Origin of the sequence: Streptomyces inhibens (assembly GCF_022221585.1) — a bacterium.
Lineage (GTDB): Bacteria > Actinomycetota > Actinomycetes > Streptomycetales > Streptomycetaceae > Streptomyces > Streptomyces inhibens.
This window is the reverse complement of record NZ_CP084681.1, coordinates 5,392,086-5,412,118: the sequence shown is the minus strand read 5'-3', so window position 1 is coordinate 5,412,118 and position 20,033 is coordinate 5,392,086. Positions and strand designations below refer to the sequence as shown.

The 20,033-nt window shown below is 71.3% G+C and carries 13 protein-coding genes, 1 tRNA gene and 1 other RNA gene; 2 read left to right on the top strand and 13 right to left on the bottom strand.

The window, feature by feature from the left end; all coding sequences use genetic code 11:
* Positions 1-83 precede the first annotated feature (83 nt).
* Positions 84-1,919, top strand: coding sequence for a S9 family peptidase (locus tag KI385_RS24710; protein WP_238577830.1), 1,836 nt, complete (start codon positions 84-86; stop codon positions 1,917-1,919).
* Between the two features lie 135 nt (positions 1,920-2,054).
* On the opposite strand, the gene KI385_RS24705 is transcribed toward KI385_RS24710, so the two are convergent.
* The 11 genes from KI385_RS24705 to ffs form a co-directional block, all read right to left on the bottom strand.
* Positions 2,055-3,206: a cation diffusion facilitator family transporter gene (locus KI385_RS24705; protein WP_238574311.1), complete on the bottom strand. Its 1,152-nt coding sequence runs from the start codon at positions 3,204-3,206 to the stop codon at positions 2,055-2,057.
* Positions 3,207-3,374: 168 nt separating this feature from the next.
* Entirely contained in the window at positions 3,375-4,328 is a 954-nt protein-coding gene (locus tag KI385_RS24700; RefSeq protein ID WP_238574310.1) for an SURF1 family protein, read from the bottom strand.
* Positions 4,329-4,580: 252 nt separating this feature from the next.
* A complete protein-coding gene (locus KI385_RS24695; protein ID WP_238574309.1) occupies positions 4,581-5,735 on the bottom strand; it encodes a hypothetical protein in 1,155 nt (384 codons plus the stop codon).
* Between the two features lie 452 nt (positions 5,736-6,187).
* Complete coding sequence (locus KI385_RS24690) at positions 6,188-6,850, bottom strand: SigE family RNA polymerase sigma factor (protein ID WP_181923653.1); 663 nt, start codon at positions 6,848-6,850, stop codon at positions 6,188-6,190.
* A gap of 474 nt (positions 6,851-7,324) precedes the next feature.
* Entirely contained in the window at positions 7,325-8,440 is a 1,116-nt protein-coding gene (locus KI385_RS24685; RefSeq protein ID WP_128506807.1) for an aspartate-semialdehyde dehydrogenase, read from the bottom strand.
* Positions 8,437-9,708, bottom strand: coding sequence for an aspartate kinase (locus tag KI385_RS24680; RefSeq protein ID WP_238574307.1), 1,272 nt, complete (start codon positions 9,706-9,708; stop codon positions 8,437-8,439). The genes KI385_RS24685 and KI385_RS24680 overlap by 4 nt, the downstream gene beginning before the upstream one ends.
* Positions 9,709-10,055: 347 nt before the next feature.
* Positions 10,056-10,718 carry a DUF5063 domain-containing protein gene (locus KI385_RS24675; protein WP_238574306.1) on the bottom strand — a complete coding sequence of 221 codons (663 nt, stop codon included), beginning with the start codon at positions 10,716-10,718 and terminating at the stop codon, positions 10,056-10,058.
* Entirely contained in the window at positions 10,711-11,310 is a 600-nt protein-coding gene (gene recR, locus KI385_RS24670; protein WP_006604196.1) for a recombination mediator RecR, read from the bottom strand. Before recR ends, KI385_RS24675 begins: the two co-directional genes overlap by 8 nt.
* Before the next feature lie 51 nt (positions 11,311-11,361).
* Positions 11,362-11,712 carry a YbaB/EbfC family nucleoid-associated protein gene (locus tag KI385_RS24665; RefSeq protein ID WP_086718527.1) on the bottom strand — a complete coding sequence of 117 codons (351 nt, stop codon included), beginning with the start codon at positions 11,710-11,712 and terminating at the stop codon, positions 11,362-11,364.
* Positions 11,713-11,864: 152 nt separating this feature from the next.
* Positions 11,865-14,465 (bottom strand): DNA polymerase III subunit gamma and tau, encoded by a 2,601-nt coding sequence (locus KI385_RS24660; RefSeq protein WP_238574305.1) that lies wholly within the window; start codon positions 14,463-14,465, stop codon positions 11,865-11,867.
* Positions 14,466-14,510: 45 nt separating this feature from the next.
* An RNA gene (gene ffs / locus KI385_RS24655) (signal recognition particle sRNA small type) lies at positions 14,511-14,609 on the bottom strand.
* Positions 14,610-14,740: 131 nt separating this feature from the next.
* Between ffs and KI385_RS24650 the strand changes: the two genes are divergently transcribed.
* Positions 14,741-14,828: transfer RNA gene (locus KI385_RS24650), tRNA-Ser, on the top strand.
* A gap of 428 nt (positions 14,829-15,256) precedes the next feature.
* On the opposite strand, the gene KI385_RS24645 is transcribed toward KI385_RS24650, so the two are convergent.
* Both KI385_RS24645 and KI385_RS24640 read right to left on the bottom strand, forming a co-directional pair.
* On the bottom strand, positions 15,257-17,380 hold the full coding sequence (locus KI385_RS24645) for a transglycosylase domain-containing protein (protein WP_238574304.1): 2,124 nt from the start codon (positions 17,378-17,380) through the stop codon (positions 15,257-15,259).
* A gap of 280 nt (positions 17,381-17,660) precedes the next feature.
* A complete protein-coding gene (locus KI385_RS24640; RefSeq protein WP_238574303.1) occupies positions 17,661-20,024 on the bottom strand; it encodes a bifunctional polysaccharide deacetylase/glycosyltransferase family 2 protein in 2,364 nt (787 codons plus the stop codon).
* Between the last annotated feature and the right edge of the window lie 9 nt (positions 20,025-20,033).

Here is a 20,033-nt window from a genome sequence, read left to right as displayed (position 1 = left end):
CCGACCAGTCGGCCGAGACGAGGACGGGCTCGGCCAACCCGATAGCGGGCTCGGGCGGGTCGATGGCGGGCTCGGACGTCGAGATGCCGGACTGGGAGAAGCGCTTCCGTGCGCCGCGGATCGGGCTGCCGGACTGGGCCGAGGACGCCCCGGACCGCTCCCTGTTCGTCTCGAACGCCACCGGCACCTTCGAGCTGTACGCCTGGGACCGGGCGACCGGCGGGCAGCGGCAGGCCACCGACCGGCCGAACGGCACGACGGACGGGACGCTGTCGCCGGACGGCGAGTGGATCTGGTGGTTCTCGGACACCGACGGGGACGAGTTCGGCGTCTGGATGCGGCAGCCGTTCGCGGGCGGCCCGGATGAGCCGGCCACCCCGGGGCTCGCCCCCTCGTATCCGGGAGGCCTGGCCATCGGCCGGGACGGGACGGCGGTCGTCGGGTGCTCCACGGACGAGGAGGGCTCGACGGTCCATGTCGTACGGCCGGGTGAACCGCCGGTCGAGATCTACCGCCACCGCGAGTCGGCAGGCGTCGGCGATCTCTCGCACGACGGCTCGCTGATCGCCATCGAGCACACCGAGCACGGCGACGCGATGCACTCCGCGATCCGCGTCGTACGGCCCGACGGCTCGACGGTCGCGGAGCTGGACGACACCAACGGCGGGACCGAGGAGCTGGGCCTGTCGGTGATGGGCTTCGCGCCGGTGGACGGTGACACGAGGCTGCTCGTGGGGCATCAGCGGCGGGGCCGCTGGGAGCCGATGATCTGGGATCCGCTGACCGGGGTGGAGACGGCCCTGGAGATCGACCTGCCGGGAGATGTGGGTGCCGACTGGTATCCGGACGGGTCCGCGCTGCTGGTGGAGCACGAGTACCAGGCGCGAAGCGAGCTGTGGCGCTACGAGCTCGGTGCGCCGGGCGGCGCGGGCGCACCGGCCGATGCGGCGGCCGCGACCGCTGCGGGCGGCCCGGTGCTGACCCGGGTCGAGACCCCGGCCGGCACGGTCTCGGGCGCGACGGCTCGGCCGGACGGAACGATCGAGTTCCTGTGGTCGTCGGCCGCCCAGCCCCCGGAGGTGCGGTCGACCAGCGGCAGCGTCGTGCTGGACCCGCCCGGTATGAAGGCGCCGGGCTCGGTGCCGGTGCGGGACATCTGGGTGGAGGGCCCCGGCGGCCGTATCCACGCGCTGGTCCAGCAGCCGGCGGGCGAGGGCCCCTTCCCGACGGTCTTCGACATACACGGCGGCCCGACCTGGCACGACAGCGACGCGTTCGCCTCGTCGCCCGCGGCCTGGGTGGACCACGGCTTCGCGGTCGTACGCGTCAACTACCGCGGTTCGACCGGCTACGGCCGCGCCTGGACGGACGCGCTCAAGCACCGCGTCGGGCTGATCGAGCTGGAGGACATCGCCGCGGTGCGCGAGTGGGCGGTCTCGTCCGGTCTGGCCGATCCGGAGCGGCTGGTGCTGGCCGGCGGCTCGTGGGGCGGCTATCTGACGTTGCTGGGGCTCGGTACGCAGCCGGAGGCCTGGGCGGTGGGCCTGGCGGCGGTTCCGGTCGCGGACTATGTCACGGCGTACAACGACGAGATGGAAGCCCTCAAGGCGATGGACCGGACCCTGCTGGGCGGCACCCCGGAGGAGGTCCCGGAGCGCTTCGAGGCGTCGTCCCCGCTGACGTACGTGGACGCGGTGCGGGCCCCGGTCTACATTTCCGCGGGCGTCAACGACCCGCGCTGCCCGATCCAGCAGGTGGAGAACTACGTCCAGCGGCTGGAGGGACGCGGCCATCCGCACGAGGTCTACCGCTATGACGCCGGTCATGGCTCGCTGGTCGTGGAGGAGCGCATCAAGCAGGTCCGTCTGGAGCTCGACTTCGCCCAGCGGTATGTGATCGAGAAGGCTCGGGAGGGCTGAGGTTCTGGAGGGCTGAGGTTCTGGAGGGCTGAGGCCCGGGCGGCTGAGGCCCGGGCGGCCAAGGCCCGGGCGGCCAAGGCCCGGGCGGCTGAGGCCCGGGCGGCTGAGGCCCGGGCGGGACCGCGCGGATCTCGGTCAGGCGGCGGTGTGATGGGCCAGGACGGCATGCGGGTCGGTGCCGATGCTGGTGTGGTCGGTATGGACGGTCGCGGCCGTGAGACGGGGGACGGCGTGGATGAGGGCGTGCTCGGCGGCGACGGCGAGTGCATGGGCCTGCACAACGGTCAGCTCGGAGTCGACGACGATGTCGGCCTCGGCCCGCAGGGTGTGGCCTATCCAGCGCATACGGACCTGTCCGACGCCGCGGACACCGTCCACCGTGCGCAGGGTGGTCTCGGCGGTGTCGATGAGCTGGGGGTCGACGGAGTCCATCAGGCGTCGGTAGACCTCACAGGCGGCGTCGCGCAGGACAAGGAGGATGGCGGCGGTGATGAGCAGGCCGATGAGGGGGTCGGCAAGGCGCCAGCCGAGGGCGGCGCCGCCGGCGCCGAGGAGGACGGCAAGGGAGGTGAAGCCATCGGTGCGGGCATGCAGACCATCGGCGACCAGGGCTGCTGAGCCGATCTTGCGGCCGGTGCGAATGCGGTAGCGGGCCACCCACTCGTTGCCCAGGAAACCGACCACGGCGGCCACGGCCACCGCCCACAGGTGCGTGACATCACGGGGGTTCAGCAAGCGGTCGACGGCCTCGTAGGCGGCCAGGGCGGAGGAGGCGGCGATTGTCAGCACGATGACGATGCCCGCGAGGTCCTCGGCGCGGCCGTAGCCGTAGGTGTAGCGGCGGTTCGCCGCCCGGCGTCCGAGCACGAAGGCGATGCCCAGCGGAACGGCGGTCAGGGCGTCGGCGCCGTTGTGGATCGTGTCGCCGAGCAGCGCCACGGAGCCCGACAGCGCGACGACCGCCGCCTGGATCACGCTGGTCAGGCCCAGGATGCCGAGCGAAAGCCACAGGGTGCGCATGCCCTCGCGGGAGGCTTCCATCGCGGCGTCGACCTTGTCCGCGGCCTCATGGCTGTGCGGGGTGACCAGGTGGGCGAGCTGGTGCCGCATCCGTGCCCACCGGCCGGCACGGTGGCGGTCAGGGTGGTCAGGGTGGCGGTCATGGTGGTCAGGCGCGTGGGCGTGGCTGTGGGCGTCGGTGTGGGCGTGGCTGTGGGCGTCGGTGTGCGCGTGGGCATGGCCGTGCGGAGGGGTGTGGCCGTGCGGAGGGGTGTGGTTGCCTGCCATATGGCCTACGGTGGCACGCCGATTCGATTGCGGCTACCACCGTCGTACGCCCTCTGACCAGGTGCGACAGCGTTGCAGGTGCGGGGCGGAGGCGGGGTGGGGAGGGTGGGGGCGGGGGCGGGGGCGGGGGACCCCCGAAGGGGACGCAGCCTCACCCGCTCCCTCGGCTCACCCCTGCCCCGCCCGCACCGCCTCGCCCTGATCCTCGGCCTCACCAGCGCCCGCCGCAGTGCCGCTCCCGGCCCGGCCCGTCGCAGCCCCACCCGTCGCAACTCCGTCCCCCGCAGCCTCGCTCCCCGCAGCCGCGCCCCCCGGAGTCCCGCTCGTGTCCCCCTGCGGCAGGATGCCGAGCGCCGCGTCCTTGGCGGCTTCGGCCTCGCGGCGGAAGAGGCGGAACCACATGAAGACGACGAAGCCGGCGAAGACGAACCACTCGCCGGTGTAGCCGAGGTTCTGGAAGGCCTTGAGGTCCAGGCCGCTGCCCTCGGCGGCGGCCGGAGGAACGGCGTGCAGCGGGGCCTGGGCGTCGGTGAGCGTGATCCAGGCGTCGTAGACCTCGTACGGCACGATGTTGACCAGCGACGCCGCGCTGATCATGCCGAGCTGTCCCTGCGGCAGCCCACCGCCGGCCTGTACGCCGTCGGTGCCCTGGTTCTCGGACGCCTGCAGCGCGCCGGTGACCGTCACTTCGCCCTTGGGCGGCGCGGGCACCTTCGCCGTGTCGGCCTTCGCGTTCGCGTCGCCGGGCAGCCAGCCCCGTACGACGGGGAGGGCCTTGCCGCTGTCCGTACGCAGCAGGTTGAGGACGTAGAAGCCCTGCTGTTCGCCGTGCTTGTCCTTCAACGTGCGGGCCGGTACGAGCAGTTGGTACCCGGTGTCGTAGTGCCCGCGGGCGCTGGCCTGGCGGCCGGAGGTGACCTTGTCGACGGGCAGCAGGCGCTCCAGGGGGCGGGCGGCCGCGGCCTTGGCCTGGGCGGAGCGGTCCTCCTGCTGCTGGTGGGTGTCGACGCGGTCCTCGAAGCGGCTCAGCTGCCAGCTGCCCATGAAGATGCAGAAGGGAATCGCCAGTACGGCGAAGACGTTGATCCCCCACCACCGCGGGGTCAGCAGGAACCGGTACACACCATCAACGGTACGGGGCCCGAACGGCGAGGCCGCACCGCCCCCTCCACGGCACGGCCGCGGCCGCCAGGACCTGGGCTGTCCCGTCCGATACCGGGTCGGCCGATACCAGGTCGGCCACCAGGTCGGCCGATACCAGGTCGGCCGATACCAGGTCGACCGTCCTTGAGTCGGCCGTGACCCGGTCGACCGCTACTGATTCGACCGCTACTGAGTCGACCGTTGCCGGGGCGACCGATACCGGGGCACCCGCTAGTGGGCCGCCAGCGCCTCGGTGCGGTACACCGTGCCGGCGCAGGCATCCGCGACCTTGGCGTCGGCCGCCGCGGGCTCGCCCGCCTCCGGCGTATGGCTGAGCACGATGCCTCCGGACGCGGCTCCGCCCTCGCCCGAACCGGTGTCGCCGCCCGCCTGGCCGCCGCTGTCGCTCGTCGCCGTGGCCCCGGCGTCCGGGGACTGCCCCGGGTCCTTGGAGGGGTCGGGCGTCGGCGAGGGCCCCGGGGCGACGCATCCGGTGGTGCCGCCGCCGGCCTGCGGGATCCAGGCGAACTTGACCTCGTACGCCTCGCCCGGCTTGAGAACCAGCTGGTCAGGAGTGGTGGCCGGGTCGGGCAGACCGGTGGCCTCATCGCCCGAGGTGTGGTCGACGACATGGATCCGGTCGGGGCTCGTGGAGCCCTGTGCGACCAGGCCGACGGTGCCGCCGCCCTCGACGGAGCAGGCGGTCGCGGAGGTGTTGACCACCCGGAACGAGCCGTAGACGCGCCCCTCGGAGTCCGCGGTACCGACCGTGCCGCTGCCCTGGCCGAGCTGTGCACGCGCGCAGACCGGTGAGGTGACCTCCATGGTCTCGTCCGGAGCGGGAGTGCCGGCGCCCGCGCCGTGGCCCGCGCCGCTCTTCTCCGTGGCCTTGCCCCTGCTCGCGGGCTCGTCCTCGCCCGGCTTCCGGCCGTCCTTGCCGGTCGGCCGCGGGCCGGCCTGCTCGGTGCCCTCGCCGTGTGCGCCCTCGGAGTTGCCCTGGGCACGCTGGCTGCTCGCGGCATTGGCGGGGCGGTCCGTGGAGCCGTCGGCCAGGTTCGCCACGTGGACCATGGCGGGGATGGACGTACCGCCGAGCAGCAGCACGGCGGCCGCGCCCACGACGGCATGGCGACGGCGCTGACGGCGTGCGGGCACCGCGCGGCGCAGCATCTCCAGCGCCTCCGGCGCGGGTTCGAGGTCGCCGACGCGGGACTGGAGCAGCCGCCTCAGATCGTCCTCACCGCCGAAGCCGTCGCCGAAGCCGCCCGTGGGGTGGCTGCGACCATGGCCGTCGCCGTCACCGTCGTCGCCACCGGTGCTGCCACCGAAGGCGACGCCGGCCTGCGCATCGCGCTCCCGCTCGTGCTCGCACTCATGCTCGTGCACTTCACTGTCGTACGCGTCGCTGTCGTACGCGTCGCTGTCGTACGCATCGCCATCGGCCCCGTCACGGGCACCGACTCCGGCTCCGACTCCGGCACCGACTCCGGCTCCGACTCCGGCTCCACCTTCCGTACCGGCCCCGGCACCATCCACGGCACCATCCACGGCACCGTCCGCAGCGCCGTCCGCAGCACCCTTTGTGACACCAACTGCGGCGCCATCCACGGCATCACCCACGACACCGATGTCATCGCCGTTCCCGGACGCGACGCCCCATCGACGCCCGCCCCCCGACGCGCCTTCCGGACGGCCCTGCGCCTCACGCGCCGCGTACAGCCCACGCACGACATCGCCCGAACCAACCGAACCGGCCAAGCCAACCGCACCAACCGCACCGCGCCGCCCAACCGAACCCCGTCGATCGAACGGCCCCTGCCGACCAAACCTCGTGCCACTCATGCTGGAGCCTCCATCGCGACGCGGAGCGCCGCGATACCCCGCGACCCGTACGCCTTGACCGAGCCGAGCGATATGCCCAGCGTCTCGGCGACCTGCGCCTCGGTCATATCGGCGAAATAGCGCAGCACCAGCACCTCGCGCTGCCGGCGCTGCAGCCCGCGCATCGCCTGGATCAGCTGGTCGCGCTCCAGCAGGTCGTACGCGCCCTCCTCGGCGCTCGCCATGTCGGGCATCGGCTTGGAGAGCAGCTTGAGCCCGAGGATGCGGCGACGCAGCGCGGAGCGCGAGAGGTTGACGACGGTCTGCCGGAGATAGGCGAGGGTCTTCTCGGGGTCGCGCACCCGTCCGCGCGCGGAGTGCACCCGGATGAAGGCCTCTTGGACGACGTCCTCGCAGGAGGCGGTGTCGTCGAGGAGCAGCGCGGCGAGGCCGAGCAGGGAGCGGTAGTGCGCGCGGTAGGTCTCGGTGAGGTGGTCGACTGTGGTGCCCGCTGCCATCGCGTCGTCAGTGTCCCCACGCTGAGGAGGAATCTGCGCGGGACGCGTGGTGGGCCAGGGGGCGATCACTGGCATGCCCCCGGACACACGGGGCCGCTGCGGGCGCACTGTCGCGCCTGCTGCGCCCGCTGGGGCGATGGTGAATCCGAGTACCTCTGCCACGCCTGTTGGACACGCTTCCCCCCATAAGGGTTGTACGCGCAAGGCATCGCTTTTGACGATGCATCAAATGCCCTCATGCGTACCAGCTCTTCCTGAATGCCCCATTTATTCCGACGCGCCTACCCCGCTGTCCGCGGGCTCACCAAGCGGCCTGCGGACACCCTCGAGCCACCCCTAAGGGCGGCCACAAAGACGCTCCCCGCCCAACTGCCGGTTGCAGTGTGGCGGGGAGCGAATGGTCGAACAGATCGTCAGCCCAGATCAAGAGGTTTGGACCAGCAATTCGCTCACAGGATCTTCACACGTCCCACAAAGTATCTCCCAGGCGGTCGGCCCGCGACGGCCAATCCCGCCAAGTCACCCACGTCACGCCCCGTGCCACCCCAGGCGGAGACACCCTGGAGCGTGTCCGCAAAGTCCCGCCCGGTGGCGATGCCTGCCCCAGAGCCCCCTGCACAACAGGCCCGGCCCGAGCTACCCGCGCAGCTCCGCCGCCACCAACTCCCCTATCTGCGCCGTGTTCAACGCCGCTCCCTTGCGCAGATTGTCCCCGCACACGAACAGCTCCAGCGCCCGCGGATCGTCCAGCGAACGCCGCACCCGCCCGACCCACGTCGGGTCCGTACCGACGACATCGGACGGGGTGGGGTACTCGCCCTCGGCCGGATCGTCGCTGAGGACGACCCCGGGAGCCGCGGCCAGGATCTCGTGCGCGCCGGCGACCGTGACCTCGTTCTCGAACCGTGCGTGCACGGCCAGCGAGTGAGTCGTGATCACCGGGACCCGCACACAGGTCGCGGTCACCGGCAGGTCCGGCAGCCCCAGGATCTTGCGGGACTCGTTACGGACCTTGAGCTCCTCCGAGGACCAGCCGTCCTCCTGGAGCGAGCCGGCCCAGGGCACGACATTGAGCGCGATCGGCGCCGGGAACGGCCCCAGGGTGTCACCGACGGCCCGCCGTACGTCACCGGGCGTCGTCCCCAGCTCCGTACCGGACACCGCGGACAGCTGCGCCCGCAACGTGTCGATGCCGGCCTTTCCGGCCCCGGAAACGGCTTGGTACGAGGAGACGATCAGCTCGCTCAGCCCGTACTCGGCATGCAGCGCGCCCAGCGCGACGATCATCGAGAGCGTCGTGCAGTTGGGGTTGGCGATGATGCCGCGCGGGCGCACCCGTGCCGTATGCGCATTGACCTCGGGTACGACCAGCGGTACGTCCGGGTCCATTCGGAAAGCGCCGGAGTTGTCCACGACCACCGCGCCCTTGGACACCGCGACCGGCGCCCACTGCGCGGAGACCTCGTCGGGGACGTCGAACATCGCGACGTCGATACCGTCGAAGGCCTCCTCGCTCAACGCGACGACCTCGACCTCCTCGCCCCGCACGGTCAGCTTGCGGCCGGCCGAGCGGGGTGAGGCGATCAGCCGGATCTCGCCCCAGATGTCGGCCCGCTCGGACAGGATGCCCAGCAGGACCGAGCCGACGGCGCCGGTGGCACCGACGACGGCGAGATGCGGCTTGCGGGCCGTACGGGCGTCCGCCCCCGCCGTGTCAGCGAGGGACGGACGGCCCGCCTCGGCCGGAATCATCGTCCGGTGCCGCCATAGACCACGGCCTCGTCACTCTCCGTGTCGAGACCGAAGGCGGTGTGCACGGCGCGCACGGCCTCGTTCACGTCATCGGCGCGGGTGACGACCGAGATGCGGATCTCGGAGGTCGAGATGAGCTCGATGTTCACGCCCGCGTTCGACAACGCCTCGAAGAACGTCGCCGTGACGCCCGGGTTGGTCTTCATACCCGCGCCGACCAGCGAGATCTTGGCGATCTGGTCGTCGTAGCGCAGCGAGTCGAAGCCGACCGCGGCACGGGTCCGCTCCAGCGCCGCGACGGCCTTGCGGCCCTCGTCCTTCGGCAGCGTGAAGGAGATGTCGGTCAGACCGGTCGAGGCCGCCGACACGTTCTGGACGACCATGTCGATGTTGACCTCGGAGTCCGCGATCGCACGGAAGATCCGCGCGGCCTCGCCCGGCTTGTCCGGGACTCCGACGACCGTGACCTTCGCCTCGGAGGTGTCGTGTGCGACGCCCGAGATGATTGCCTGCTCCATCGGCTGGTCCCCTTGCGGTTCGTTGCTGACCCACGTGCCCTTGAGCCCCGAGAACGAGGAGCGGACGTGGATCGGGATGTTGTAACGGCGTGCGTACTCGACGCAGCGGTGCAGCAGCACCTTGGAGCCGGAGCTGGCCAGCTCCAGCATGTCCTCGAAGGAGATCCAGTCGATCTTCCGGGCCTTCTTCACGACCCGCGGGTCGGCGGTGAAGACACCGTCCACATCGGTGTAGATCTCACAGACCTCGGCGTCCAGCGCGGCCGCCAGCGCCACGGCGGTGGTGTCCGAGCCACCCCGCCCCAGCGTCGTGATGTCCTTCTTGTCCTGGGAAACGCCCTGGAAGCCGGCGACGATGGCGATATTGCCCTCGTCGACCGAGCTCTTGATGCGGCCCGGCGTGACATCGATGATCCGTGCCTTGTTGTGCACGGAGTCGGTGATGACACCGGCCTGGCTACCGGTGAAGGACTGCGCCTCGTGACCGAGGTTTTTGATCGCCATCGCCAGCAGGGCCATGGAGATCCGCTCTCCGGCGGTCAGCAGCATGTCGAACTCGCGCCCCGACGGAATCGGGGACACTTCCTGAGCGAGATCGATCAGCTCGTCCGTCGTGTCGCCCATCGCCGAAACCACGACGACCACCTGGTGGCCGTTCTTCTTGGCTTCGACGACTCGCTTGGCAACGCGCTTGATGCCCTCGGCATCCGCAACGGATGAGCCGCCGTACTTCTGCACGACAAGGCCCACGTGCGCTCCTCGCAACTGTCTCTTCGGGAGTTTCCTCCCGGACCCCCGGAAATGGGGGTACTGCGGTCGGCTCAGTCTAACGAGCGAGCGGAGTCCGCCCTGCTGATACCACATCGTGAGACACGAAACTCACTGGTCGATCACCACGCGATCACCAGGGTCACCGTGGCGCAGCCACAGTGACCACCTGACCCATGAGTTCCACGTCTCCGCGGCGGCTCCGCATGACGCCCCTTCGCGCCCGCTCGGCTGGCACATGCCCGCTCAGGACCGGTACACACGAAAACGTAACCCAGGTCACAGCGCTCGGCCACGGCGAGCGGCCGCCTCGGCGGCCGTCCCCGGGCTCACCTCCCGCGCAGTCCCAGCGGTCCCGCGATCTCGGCCGCCATGACCTTTCCGGCCTCCTCGGCGAGCCGTTCCTCGTCGCCGGCGACGTCACTGTCGGTGTCCAGACCGTCCAGCTCGTCCAGCGGCTGGTCGAGGCGTACGTGGGCGACCAGCGACTGCAGCGCGCGCAGGGCGGCCGAGGCGGTCGGGCCCCAGTTGGAGAGGTAGGAGAACTGCCACCACCACAGGGCCTCGCTGATCCGGCCCGCCCGGTAGTGCGCCAGGCCGTGCCGCAGGTCGGTGATGATGTCGGCCAGGTCGTCGGAGATCCGGCTGGCGACCGGCTCGCTACGCGGCACGTACGGGTCGAAGACCTCGGAGTAGACATCCACCGGGTCGAGCAGGTTCGCAAAGCGCTCACGCAGCTCGTCGACGTCCGGCTCCGGGCCGGTGTCCGGCTCGTACCGCTCGTCGGGAACGATGTCCTCGTGGGCGCCCAGCCGGCCGCCGGTGAGCAGCAGCTGGGAGATCTCCAGCAGCAGGAAGGGCACCGCGCTGTCCGGCTCGTCGCCCTTGGCGACCTCCGTCACCGCGACGATGAAACTCTCGATCGAGTCGGAGATCGATACGGCGAAGTCGTCCGGGTCCTGTGTCGCGTTGTGCAGCGTGGCATCAGACATCGAGAAGTCTCCTCCCTTCGAAGGCCCGCCCCAGCGTGACCTCGTCCGCGTACTCCAGATCGCCGCCGACCGGCAGACCGCTCGCCAGTCGCGTCACTCTCAGGCCCATGGGTTTGATCATGCGGGCCAGATACGTGGCCGTGGCCTCGCCCTCCAGATTCGGGTCGGTGGCCAGGATCAGCTCGGTGACGGTGCCGTCCGCGAGCCTGGCCAGCAGTTCCCTTATCCGCAGGTCATCGGGGCCGACGCCCTCGATCGGGCTGATCGCCCCACCGAGGACGTGGTAGCGACCGCGGAACTCACGCGTCCGCTCGATCGCCACGACGTCCTTGGGCTCCTCCACGACGCAGATGACCGCCGGATCACGCCGCGGGTCCAGACAGACCCGGCACTGCTCCTCCTGCGCCACATTGCCGCAGACGCTGCAGAACCGGACCTTTGCCTTGACCTCCATCAGCGCATTCGCGAGCCGGCGGACATCGGTCGGCTCGGCCTGAAGAATGTGGAAGGCGATCCGCTGCGCGCTCTTGGGACCGACGCCGGGCAGCCTGCCCAACTCGTCGATCAGATCCTGAACCACGCCTTCATACACGGAACGTCTTCTCTCTCTTCTGCCGTGATGCGTACGCTAGTTGGCTACTCCTCAGAAAGGGAGACCGGGGATGCCGCCACCGCCCAGACCCTGGGCGAGCGGACCGAGCTTCTGCTGCTGAAGCTGCTGGGCACTGGCGTTGGCATCCCGGACCGCCGCGAGGACGAGGTCGGCGATCGTCTCGGCCGTCTCCTCCGCGGAGTCGGTGTCGACCGCCTTGGGGTCGATGACCAGGCTCTGAAGCTCACCGGAGCCGGTCACCGTCGCCTTGACCAGACCGCCGCCCGCAGAACCCTCGACGGGCGTCTCCGCCAGCTCCTGCTGGGCGGCCGCGAGATCCTGCTGCATCTTCTGGGCCTGCTGGAGCAGCTGCTGCATATTGGGCTGACCACCGGGGATCACGACGTGACTCCTGCCATACGACAACGATTGGTGCGGTAGCCCGAGCCTACGTGTTTCACGGGCCCGGCGCCCTACGCCGTAGGGAGGAGCACGGGTGTACGCCTGGTGTACGCCCGCTTACCTGCCGTCCGGCTCCGCACCGTCCCGTACCCCTACTCGTTGTTGAACTCCTCCACGACGGTGGCGCCGAGTTCGCGCACGATCAGGTCGTGGCCGCTGAGCGCGGAGTCGACGAGATCGGGGTCGTCCTCGGCCGGCATGTCGTACTCGATCGACATCGGCGGGGGCTCCGGCGGGGTGTACGAGGGCTCCGCCGCGGGACCGCCCTGGCCGCCGCCCGCGGACGCCGACGGGGACACCGCCTCCCGCGCCATCCGGGCGCCCTGACTGCCGCCGCCACCGCCGCCCGGCCCGTACTGCCCGCCGGACGACTGGGACCCCGGGCCGCTCTGCTGCTGCGGCGCCTGCGACGCACCCTGCTGCGGTGCGGCGGGCGCCCCGCCACCGAAGCCACCGCCCCCTCCGCCGCCGAAGCCGCCACCGCCACTACGGGGAGCACCGCCGGCCGGCGGATTGGCGCCGCCCGACGGGTCGACGATCGCCTCGACCCGCCACTGCAGCTGGAACCGCTCGGCCAGCACGTCCTTGAGGACGTCCTCGCTTCCCCCGTTGGCGAAGCTGTCGCGGGCACCGGCATTGGGGAAGCCGATCTGCAGCGTCGTCCCGTCGAAGCCGGAGACCTGCGCGTTCTGACTCAGCAGGATCCAGGTGAAACGCCGGCGGTCCTTGACCGCCTCGAGGATGTCCGGCCACATCTGCCGCACCTGAGCGGCGCCTTGGGCGGCCCCCGGGGCCGCGGCGGCCGGCTGCTGTGCGGGCGCGCCCTGTGGCTGCTGCTGTACGGGTGCGGGGGCGCCGGAACCGGGTCCGGACGCGGCGGGCCAGGCACCGGCCGCCCCGCCCTGTGCCGGCTGCTGTACGGATTCGGGCGCGCCTGCCGACGGCGCGGCGGGCGCACCGCCCTGAGCCCCCTGGCCGCCCTGCCCCGGAGCCACGGCCGTGGGCCAGCCACCGGGCTGCCGCCCGCCGTCGCCGCCGCCATTGCCGCCGTTGCCGGCGGCGGACCCCCTGCCGGCAGCTCCGGGCCACGCCCCGGGCCGCGCGGCAGCACCCTCACCGCCACCGCCCTGCGCGGCACCCGCCGGGCCGCCCTGCGGCGCCCCGGCGCCCACCTGCTGCTCCTGGCCGGTCCCGGCCACCGGCCCACCGGACGCCCCGGCGGCAGCCGGGCCCCCAGGAGCCTGGGCAGCCGGAGCCGGCGCGGCCGATGCCCCCGCACCGCCGCCCGCGGGCGCACCCGCGCCACCGGCCCCACCGCTCACCGCGCCCCGCACCGCCGCACGCGCGGCGGCCGGCCCGGACGGTCCCGCGGCCGGCATCGGCGGATGCGCCTCCGGCCCCGGCACATACCCGGCCGCGGGCCCGCCTCCGGACGACACAACGGGCGCCACCCCGGGACCGCCCCCGGGCGCCGCACCGCCGCTCGTCCCACCGGCACCGACCGCACCGCTCGCCCCGCTCAGCAGCGCCGCACCCGCGCCGCGCTCCAGGCGGTCGAGCCGCGCCTGCACCGACCGCTCGTCGTCGTACGCCGCGGGCAGCAGCACCCGCGCACAGATCAGCTCCAGCTGCAGCCGCGGCGAGGTCGCCCCGCGCATCTCCGTCAGGCCCGTATTGACCAGGTCGGCGGCCCGGCTCAGCTCGGCCGCGCCGAAGACGGACGCCTGCGCGGTCATCCGCTCCACCACATCCGCGGGGGCGTCGATCAGCCCCGTCTCCCCCGCGTCCGGCACGGCCGCCAGAATCACCAGGTCCCGCAGCCGCTCCAGCAGGTCCGCGACGAACCGCCGCGGGTCATTCCCGCCCTCGATGACCCGCTCCACGACCTCGAAGGCCGCCGCGCCGTCCCCCGCGGCGAAGGCCTCCACGATCGAATCCAGCAGCGAGCCGTCCGTGTACCCGAGCAGGGCCGTCGCCATGGCATATGTCACACCGTCCGCACCGGCCCCGGCGAGCAGCTGGTCCATCACGGACATCGAGTCACGCACCGACCCGGCTCCCGCGCGCACCACCAGCGGCAGCACGCCGTCCTCCACCGGGATGTCCTCCTGGCCGCACACCTCCGCCAGGTAGTCCCGCAGCGTGCCCGGCGGCACCAGCCGGAACGGATAGTGATGCGTACGCGACCGGATCGTCCCGATGACCTTCTCGGGCTCGGTGGTCGCGAAAATGAACTTCAGATGCTCCGGCGGCTCCTCGACGACCTTGAGCAGGGCGTTGAAGCCCGCCGAGGTCACCATGTGCGCCTCGTCGATGATGTAGATCTTGTAGCGACTGCCGGCCGGCCCGAAGAACGCCTTTTCCCGCAGCTCACGGGCGTCGTCCACGCCACCGTGCGACGCCGCGTCGATCTCGATCACATCGATCGAGCCCCGCCCGTTCCTGGCCAGGTCCACACAGGACTGGCACTTCCCACAGGGCGTGGGAGTGGGACCTTCCTCACAGTTCAAGCACCGCGCAAGGATCCGCGCACTCGTCGTCTTGCCACAACCACGCGGCCCACTGAACAAATAAGCGTGATTGACCCGATTGTTCCGCAATGCCTGCTGCAGCGGATCGGTCACGTGCTCTTGCCCGATGACCTCGGCGAAGGTCTCGGGACGGTAGCGGCGGTACAGCGCAAGGGACGACACGCATACGACGATATCGGGCCCCACTGACAATCGACCGGCCCCGCAAACGCAAGCGCCCCCCACGCACCCGCCAGAGCCGACCTACCCTTGCTGCCTTCCGGCCCTGGGGGAGTTCAGTCAGATAGCGCCACGTGAGGGGCTGCGCACCACACTAGCGGATCCCCCACCCAAGAAACGACCCGACCCCACCCCGACCCCCACTCCGATCCCCCGCCACCCCCCACCCTCCGGATCATGTTCGCGAGCACTCCCCAACGTCTTGTATTGTTTGCGGCGGAGGATTCGCCTAGTGGCCTAGGGCGCACGCTTGGAAAGCGTGTTGGGGGCAACCCCTCACGAGTTCGAATCTCGTATCCTCCGCCATTGCTCTCACCGGGCAATACGTCGAAGGGCCCCACCGCTTGCGGTGGGGCCCTTCGACGTTCCGTGGTGGCAGTTTTGGTGGCAGTTTTGGTTGCAGTGGTGGTTGCAGGTGCCTCTGCCGGGGCCGGCGTCGATCATCGGCGGTTGAGCGCGGCGCGGCAAGCGCCGCAGTACGCAGTACATGGCCGCGTCCCGCCCGTAGCGGCGCAGCAGCGGTCCGCAATCGGCGCCCGGTCCCGGTTCCCGGACCGGGCAGCCGCGGGCGGCCGGAGCCGCGGCCCGTCGACGGGCGTGATCAGCGCCGGTCGCGCCCGCTGCACCAGCATCCGGGCAAGGCTGATGACACCGGTCGGCTGCACCAGGTCATGAACGGGCCGGGTAGCGGCCGGGCGATACCGGGGAGCCGGTCCGCCCCTGTTCGCTCACGGTCACCGGCACTTGTGGTGGCGGCACTTGGGGCTCGTTGTCGGGGCGCCCGGCGTGGGGGCGGGAGTGGTGGCCGTCCTCTTGCCGGCCTTGCCGGTCCTGCCGGTCTTTCCGCCCTGCTTGGCGGGGGTGGCGGACGGGGAGGGCGTGGGGACGCCTGGCTCGTCGGTGCCGTGGCCGAGGGGGACGGCGGTGGGGAAGGGGGCGTCGGGGAGGCCGGCGAGGGCGTCACTCATGTACCGGGTCCAGATTTCGGTGGGGATATCGCCGCCGAACACCTTCTGCAGGCCGCCGACGCCCACCAGGGACTGCAGCTGGGGGTGGGCCGCGTCCTCGCGGAAGAGGACCACGGAGGTGGCCAGTTGGGGGGTGTAGCCGACGAACCAGGCCGAATGGTAGTCGTCGGTGGTACCGGTCTTGCCCGCGGCCGTCCTGCCGAGGGCCTTGGCCTTGGTGCCGGTGCCCCGGGCTATGACGCCCCGGAGGACGTCGGTCACGTTGTCGGCGATGGCCGGCGACAGCGCCCGTACGGGGGCGGGGGCGGTGAAGCCGGGGAGTGCGGAGCCGTTGTGGGTCACCTTGGTCACCGAGTAGGGGGTGGCCCGCATACCGGAGGCGGCGAAGGTCGAGTAGGCGCCTGCCATGCGAATGGTGCTCGGTGTCGAGGTACCGATGTAGAAGCCGGCGCTGGGGGCGGCGAGGCTGCTGTGGCGCAGGCCGAGGGCTTGCGCCGTCCTCGCCACGTTCCGGTAGCCGACATCCTCTCCCAGTTGCACGTACGGCGTGTTGACCGACTGCTCCATCGCCTTGCGCAGCGAGATGTAGCCCCAGTGCTGGGGGGTGTCGTTGTGCTGGTGGAGGAGGCCGGTGGGGTCCTTGTCGTCGGTGACGTAGGCGCCCTGCTGGTCCTTGATCTTGATGCCGTCGTCACCGTTGAACTTGCTGGCCGGGGTGATCGGCGCCGGGGGCTTGCCGGGTCGCAGTACAGCTCGGTGCTGGAGCGCGGCGGCGAGGACTACGGGCTTGAACGTCGAGCCCACCGGGACGCCGGAGGTGTCGGCGTTGTCCGAGTAGTGGGCGTGGTCGTAGCCGGGGCCGCCGTAGACGGCGAGGATCCTGCCGGTCGTGGGGTCGACCGAGGCGGCTCCGACCTGGACGTCCCGGTCGACCGACCGGTGGACGGGGTCGAGGCGTTGCGCACGGACCCTGGCGACGGCCCTGGCCAGTCCTGCGGTCCGTTTCCTGTCGAATGTGGTGTGTATCTGGTAGCCGCCCCTGCTCAGGCTGCTGTCGGTGATGCTCGGGTCGTGTGCCTCGGCGTACGACCGGGCGAGCTGGACCAGGTAGCCGGTCTGGCCCGGGAGACCCGAACCGAGGGTCCACTTCCTGGGTGCCGGGAATCCTGCGGCCGCGTACCGTGCCCGCTGCCCGGGTGTCAGCTTGCCGATCTTCACCATCCGGTCGAGCACCCAGGACCAGCGTGCCTTCGCCTTTGCCCTGGCTGTGGGGTCGGAGTCCGCGTGCTGGAAGAGGCTCGGTTCGTTGACCGCCGCGGCGAGGAAGGCTCCCTGGCTCGCGTCGAGCTTCTGCACCGGAAGGCCGTAGTACGTGCGGGCCGCGGCCTGGATGCCGTTGGCCTGCCGGCCGAAGAAGCAGGTGTTCAGATATCCCTGGAGGATCTGCTGCTTGCTCATGGCGGCGCCGATCTTGGTGGAGATCAGCAGTTCCCTGAGCTTCCGCGAGACCGTCTGCGACTGGTCCAGGTAGGCGTTCTTGACGAACTGCTGGGTGATCGTCGACCCGGACTGCACGGTGCCGCCCTCGACCATGTGGACGACGGCGCGGAGGATGCCTTGCGGGTCGATGCCCGGGTCGGTGTAGAAGGAGGCGTTCTCCGCGGCGATGAAGTCCCACCGCACGTCGGCGGGGACCTGCGAGATCCGGATGTTCTGCCGGTTGACGCTGCCGTCGGTCGCCAGGACCGTGCCGTCCGACCAGTAGTAGACGTTGTTCTGCAGCAGTGCCGTGGGGTTGGGGTCGGGGATGGTGACCGTGGCGTAGGCATAGCCGACGGCCGCTGCCGTGGCGCCGAAGAAGAACAGGAAGAGCGCCAGCAGTTGACGCATCGACGGCAACCAACGGCGCGGGCCCGTCCTGCCCTGGTGCGGGTAGTCGATCCACCTTCTCTTCTCCGGCGCCGCTCTCCGGGCACGGCGTGACGTGCCCGGTCCGGGGGGCCGGTGCGGTGAGGGACGGTCGCCCGTGGTGCGGACACCCTCGGCAGGCGTGCCGCCGTTGGACTGCTGCGACGGTCGGCGCCGGTGTCCGCTCATGGGCTCGGATCACTGTCCTCTCAGTACAACTCGGCACAACTCAGTACAACTGCGATGTCTCGTGTGGTGCGGGCTACCAGAAACCGTTGTGGGGTGGGGGCTGCGGAAGGCCGACGTGGGGCGCCGGCTGGTGGAAGGGGGCGTACGGTTCCGGCTCGTGGAAGACGTCAGACGGCGCCGGCTGGTGGAAGGGACCGTACGGCGCCGGCTGCGGCAGGCCGTCGTACGGCGCCGGGTACGGAGAGCCGGGATCCAGCGGAGGCAGGTCATGGCCGGGCGCCTCCGCGCCCGGCGGGGCCTGGAGGCTGCCGTACCGCTCCATGCGCTGCCATCTCAGGCGGGAGCCCGAAACGGCGGTGAAGACGGACTGGATCACCACCAGGTACATCAGCTGCCGGTAGACGAACTGCTGCAACGGCAGGCTCCACAGCGGGCCGGGCCGTTCCCCGTCCAGGTGGAACGCGTACCGGCCCATCAGGAATTGCAGCAGCAGGAAGGCCAGCCAGAGCCCGATGATCCGGACCGGGTCGAGGAAGAGCAGCCCGTATAGGGCGAAGATGTCCACGACGGGTGCGAGCAGCGGCAGCAGGACCTGGAAGAGCAGCAGGTAGACCAGGCCGCGTCGGCCGAGTTTCCCGGCGGCGCCACGCTGCACCAAGGCGCCGCGGTGCTTCCACATCGCCTGCAGGGTGCCGTAGCACCAGCGGTACCGCTGCCGCCACAGGGCGTTCAGTGACGCGGGCGCCTCCGTCCAGGCCACCGCGCCCTCCTCGTAGACCACACGCCAGCCGGCGCGGCACAGCGCCATGGTGAGGTCGGTGTCCTCGGCGAGGGTGACGTCGCTGACGCCACCGAGGGCGAGCAGCGCCCGGCGGCGGAACGCGCCGACCGCCCCCGGGACGGTCGGCATGCACTCGGCGAGGTCGAACAGGCGGCGGTCGAGGTTGAAGCCGACCACGTACTCGATGTGCTGCCAGCGGCCCAGCAGGCCACCGCGGTTGACGACCTTGGCGTTGCCCGAGACGGCGCCCACCCGGGGGTCGGCGAAGGGCTGCACGATCGTGCGGACGGTGTCGGGTCCGAAGACCGTGTCGCCGTCGACCATGACCACCAGCTCGCACGAGGCGGCGGCGAGTCCCGTGTTGAGCGCGGCGGGCTTGCCCGCGTTCCGCTGCCGGATCACCCGCACCCCCGGCAGGTGGAGCGACTCCACCAGGTCGGCGGTGCCGTCGTCGGAACCGTCGTCCACCACGATGATCTCCACCGGATGGTCCGAGGCGAGCAGTGAGCGCACGGCCGCCTCGATCCCGGCGCTCTCGTTGTACGCGGGGACGATGACGCTGACCGGTTCGGTCACCGGTGGCCCCCAGGACCGGCCGCGGCGCCCCGTCCGCTGCCGCCGGTGCCGGCGGGCCGCGATGAGCACGACCGCCGCGCGCAGCACGCTGATCGCTCCGGCCGCGTACATCAGCACGCCGAGCAGCCACACGGTCCAGTCACCGGCCTGCAGCAGCCCGATGAGGGCCTTGCCTTGCAGATGGTCGCCGAGCCCGGCGCGCCGGACCGGCCCGGCCATGCCGACCGAGGCGCCGACCGTCGCGAACCGGAAGCCCTGCGCCTTGAGCCGTGGGATTAGGGCGCTCAGCGCGGCGACGGTCTGTGACCGGTCACCGCCGCCGTCGTGCATCAGCACGATCTGCCCGGCGTGGCCGTGGGGTGTGGCACGGGCGAGGACGCGGTTCACACCGGGGCGCTGCCAGTCCTCGGCGTCCCGTGTGGAGAGCGCCGTGACATAGCCTGCCGTGTCCGCCTGCTTGAGGACGGACCAGTCGGCATCGTCCAGCGCGTCGTTCTCCGAGGAGTACGGCGGCCTGAGCAGTGCGGTGGTGACCCCCGCGGCGCCGGCCACCGCCAGCTGCGTCTCCCGCAGCTCCAGGGAACGCTGCCAGGGGGCGAGGCGGGCCAGGTCGGGATGGGTGAAGGTGTGGATACCGATCTGGTGGCCCTCGGCGACGATCCGGCGGACCAGCTCCGGGTGGGCCACGACCTGCGTTCCGACGACGAAGAACGTCGCGTGCACATGGTTGCGGCGCAGTACGTCCAGGATGCGCGGCGTCCAGACGGGGTCGGGACCGTCGTCGAAGGTGAGGGCGATGGTGCGGTCCTTGACCCGGGCGGTGTGCGCGGAGGTGGCGGCGTCCGCGATCACGGGGCCGCCGTGGGTCACCTGACGGGGGACCGCCTCGTTCCGTCCCCGGGCACCGGTCACGGCGTCCGAGGTGATCCCGAACATGTGGTGGGTGTAACCCTGCAGCAGGAGGGCCGTCGACAGGGTCACCGCGAGCACGCTCAGCAGGAGCCAGTGGGCGCGGGGTGTGATCCGGCGGGTGCGGCCGTGGCGGCGGGCAGGAGCGTTGCGGCGTCGGCGGTCGGTCACGTCAGGGCC